The organism is Longimonas sp. (genome assembly GCF_046498435.1).
In the GTDB taxonomy this organism is placed as follows: domain Bacteria; phylum Bacteroidota; class Rhodothermia; order Rhodothermales; family Salinibacteraceae; genus Longimonas.
Genome location: NZ_JAWOAR010000119.1, coordinates 1 through 4,447 on the forward strand (window position 1 = coordinate 1; position 4,447 = coordinate 4,447).

General features: G+C 57.0%; 3 protein-coding genes. 1 reads left to right on the plus strand and 2 read right to left on the minus strand.

What is annotated here, in order from left to right:
• Together R6U20_RS04710 and R6U20_RS04715 are read right to left on the minus strand one after the other, a co-directional pair.
• Nucleotides 1-939: ISAs1 family transposase (locus R6U20_RS04710; RefSeq protein ID WP_410336713.1), on the minus strand; the 939-nt coding region annotated here is incomplete at its 3' end.
• A gap of 214 nt (nt 940-1,153) precedes the next feature.
• A complete protein-coding gene (locus R6U20_RS04715; RefSeq protein ID WP_410336714.1) occupies nt 1,154-2,785 on the minus strand; it encodes a response regulator in 1,632 nt (543 codons plus the stop codon).
• 430 nt (nt 2,786-3,215) lie between these two features.
• Here R6U20_RS04715 and R6U20_RS04720 point away from each other — a divergent pair.
• Nucleotides 3,216-4,447, plus strand: a 1,232-nt coding sequence (locus R6U20_RS04720; RefSeq protein WP_410336715.1) for a dynamin family protein, incomplete at its 3' end; no start/stop codon positions are given.

Here is a 4,447-nt window from a genome sequence, read left to right on the forward strand (position 1 = left end):
CCACTGGTGCTCCTGCCGCGTCGCCTCCACCATCGCGATGCTTTGTAGACCGGGCCACTGGTCCCGCCGGTCCAGCCATGCGATGTCATCGGTCGCCCAGCACTCTCTGACCTCCACTCGCCCGTGGCCTCCGTCAACCTCACGGGTATGAGAGGAATCCAGATCCGGGAGCCCTCGGTCCACCACATCCGCAAAGTGGGTCTTCACATCGCCGTAGAGCCGCGGGTGATTGCTTTTTAGGGCCAACACGTAGTCCCCGCCCCGCTCGTGGATCTGCTCGGCAATGGCCTTTTGCGTTCCCATTGCGTCGATCGTTACCAAACAGCCTTCCAGTTCAAGCATCCGCAGCAGATCCGGGAGAACGGTGATCTCATTTGTCTTGGCGTCCACAGCTTGTTGTGCCAGCACCAACCGCTGCTCACATGCCCATGCGCTTACAAGGTGAAGCGGCTTCTGCGGCGCCCCGTGTTCAGGCGGTGCCTCCTCGTTATGTGCCTCACCACTCGTCACCTTGCCACTTGGCGCAGGATTAAGCGTCGCCTCATCTCGGTCACGCGAGCCGCGCAGGCTCTTTCCATCAAGGGCTATCACCTCCCCCTCGATGTGCTCGGCAAGTGAGGCGACCCAGGCCCGAAACACCTCCTCAAACGCTGCAGGATCCAAGCGACTGATGGTCCGGCGGTACGTGTCATCGGATGGAACGGGATGCGGCCCGTCGGGCAACTCCAAATACCGAGCCAGCCATCGCTTTTTCGCCCGGCCAAAGGTCTCAACGCTCTTCCAGCCTTCCGCGCCGCTAAGCACTGCACAGACCGCAATAAAGAGAACGTTAACTAACGGATGCGCCTTGCGCCGGTCCATTCGCGGATCCTCCAGATCCTGAAAATGATCAAGGAGCGACCGGGCTCCATCTGAAGACGTATCTGAAAACGACGACATAGGGCCTGATGCAGCTGATTAGGGAGCTTTTGAACCTCTCTCCCTCAATATACAACAGCAGATCATTTTAATGAGGTAGCCCTTTAAACACGTACCCTCCCCGGGGAGGAAGAAACCATAGGACGCTCTCATGAAGTCCCCCTCAGAGGAGGGGGATTTAGGGGGAGGGATTCCGTGCTCGCAAACGACCTAAACAATCATCTGTGACACAGCACTACGAGAGATGCCGATTCACCATGCTGGTTAACGTGTCGGGGGTAAACGGCTTGGCCAGATAGTCGTCGAATCCCTGGTCCAAAAACCGTTCGCGATCTCCACGCATCGCAATGGCCGTTACAGCGATGATCGGCGTGTTCTCATAGCGATCCATAGCACGGAGGTCGTTGAGAAGGTCGGTGCCACTACGGCCTGTCCCGAGGTTAATATCTACCAGAAACAGGTCAATGTCTGTATCTTGGGCTTTCTGGAGTGCATCGGAGACACTGGAGGCTGTTGAAAGGTCAGCAGTGTCTTCCAGCATGTCCTGTATCAGGAAGATGATATCCTCATTGTCCTCAACGATCAGCACGGAGCCACGCTCGCGCTCAGAAGATGGTACTGATGCTCCAGAGGGCTCCTGCTCCGGCACGTGCGGAAACGCTATGGTAAACGTGGTTCCGTCATCAGGAGCCGATTCCATAGAAAGCGTTCCTCCCATCGATTCCACCAGTTCTCGTGTGAGCGACAGATCAATCCCCGATCCGTCATACTCGGGGCCCTTTCCGGCCGTATCATACGTGGAGCGCTCAAAGAGAAGCGGATGCAGAGCTTCGCTAATTTCTACGTGTTCCCCCTTCACGTCAACGGCCACGTACGGCTGACTGGAATGCGTGGTGGTATACACGCGCACCGTGCAGCCCTGCGCGCTGTCACGCAGCATGATAGTGGTTATCAGCGTCTGTAGCACCGTAGCCGTCCGACTGGCATTCAGGTGCGCCACAGCCTCTTGCGCATCTGGATCTACGGTCATCGTGAGGGGAAGGTCGTCGCGCGGGGTTGATACCTGCATATGTTCAACAGCGTCGCGGACGATAGGAGCCACGGCAGCATACTCCAGCGCTCCGTCGTGCATACCGATGCGTTCCTGAAGCGAGGACAGCGTATCCATAAGACGCTGCCCCTCGGCCCTGATGCGCGCTGTATACTCATTGGAAGGAACGGCGGTACGTTCCTCCTGAATGAGATCGGCCAGCCCCAGGATGGCGGTGAGCGTATCACGAACCTCGCGGTTCATCGTCCGCACAAGAGACGTTTTGGCACGCTCAAGCGCGTCCCGTTCTTCTTTGAGCGCCTGAATGCGTGTAGCTACCTCCCGTTCGTAGGATCGATTGTGCTCGATGCGTTTAGTGACATCGCGTTGTACGCTTACAAAATAGCGTGCTTCCCCCGTCTCTGGATCAGCGAAGGGGGCCACGTACAGTTCGTTCCAGAATTGCTCCCCCGACTTGCGATAGTTGCGCATAATAACTCGGGTTGGCTCCTTATGACGTATGAACCGTCGTAAGGTCTTTACCCCCTCTTGGTCGGCGTCACGCATGCCATTGGAGCGATATTGCATGAACCGACAGTTATATCCGATCACCTCGTCTTCGGCATACCCCGAGAGCCGTTCGAATGCCCGGTTGACGTAAATAATTGGGTTATCGTGCTGGTGACTGTCAGTAATAACCATGGCGTTGTTTGTTGCCGCCATCGCATGCTGTATCAGGTGGTGTATCTCGGCATCAGTATGCGAGACATTCGCCCGATCACGGAATGGGCCCGAGGAGGATTTGTTAGGAGTTAGATGAGACGGTCTATCAGACATAGTTAAAGATGAATCTACAGTGAGCAAGGTGAATAGCGCCTGATGGTCTTGATCTTAACGTAACGGACGCAGTGGGAGAAAAGTGCCCGAATAGCAAAAGGGGAAAGCACCATCCCACAGTCCGCAGACGATCTGGGATCCATCTCCTGATGGATGGATGCGTTCAGCAATCACGTAGAGCTCAACCACTCCCAAATAGCGTTAGGGGAATGCGAAGGGCAGGGCGTTCTCACATCGCAGGACGCCGCCAGAAATGCAGAAAGGCACCAGCTACGCGCGCTACAGGAAGCGTCTCCTTGAGGAGCCAAGCTGTCTATGTCGAGATTTCTACGCACGTTGCAAGTCGGCCAGGGTAACTTTTGCGTATGTGAGCTACATTCCGTATTGTTAAAGTAATAACAGCAGTATAGATGACACGCCCCCTCGTTACATGTCAAGTCCCGACACCTCAGAGCTTCAAGCTGATGCGCCATCGTCACGCATTGACGTCGACGAACTGGTCAATTACCTCGAAACCGCCCCCATTCGGCTGGCCGTGTTTGGGGAGTTCAGTGCGGGAAAGACAACCATGCTCAATGCCCTCATCGGCGAGGAAATCCTTTCCGTTGCTGTCGAGCCGACGACGGCCGTACCGACCCGCGTGCGCTACGGACGTGAGTTCAACATCTTTGTGCATCGCACCGATGGCGTTTCGCTCCCGCTCTTTGAAGACGATCCGCCGTTCTGGACGCGCTTTGTGGGGCGGCGTGATATGCTGAGCACGCTTCGCCGTGAGCGCGCCTCGCTCCAGGACTTTCTGCGCACGTGGACGAAAGAGGGGGAACAGGCCGACCAGGTGGAGCGCGTTGAGATTCAGTTGCCGCTCGACTGGCTAAAAGACGGACTCGAACTGGTCGACACGCCCGGGGCCAACAACGAGTTCACCCGCCACCACAGCTTTACCGAACAAGAGGCCCGTACGGCCGACATTGCGCTCTTGCTCATGGATGCCCGGCAAGGAGGCGGGAAGCGCACGGAGTTTGAGTTCATGAACAACGTGCAGCGCCAGGTACCCCGCTGCATTGTCGCGCCCAACAAGATGGACCTGGTCGATGCAGGCGAGCGAGAGGAGTTTATCGAATACATTCGGGAAGAGGCCCTTCCGCAGCATTGGGATGGCGCCGTGACGCCCCCGGTTGCGGGCATTTCTGCGCTTGCGGCACTGCACCCCGATCAGCACGATGAGCCTGATCTCGTAGCGGCCTTTGATGACCTGAAGACGAAACTGGAAACGATTGCCACCGAGCAACGCGGCCAACTCCTGCTTGCGCGCCGCGACAACCCGGTCAAGCAGCTGTTTGCTGAAGCAAAAGCGCTGGAAGGAGAGGAGAAATACGACCGGGCCCACCGCATCTACTTCGATGTGCTGGACATCCTGGATGCAGCGGGCATGGACCCGACGCCGGCGCACGAGGGCATCCAGCGCTGTGAGACGCACCTGAGCACACAGGTCGAAACGCTCGACCGCCTCAACGAGCGCTATAATGAGATCGCCGAAGAATACGAAGGCGACCCCGACAAGCGGCTTGAGGCGCTCAAGGCACTCAAAGCGGACAAGACAAAGCTCGCGATCGATGATGAGAAGCTCAATGCAGAAATCCAGACGCTTCAGAACCGTATTGA

Excerpts from the sequence above, each read along its gene's own strand:
- R6U20_RS04715 (WP_410336714.1), bottom strand. The coding sequence starts at position 2,785 with ATGTCTGATAGACCGTCTCATCTAACTCCTAACAAATCCTCCTCGGGC.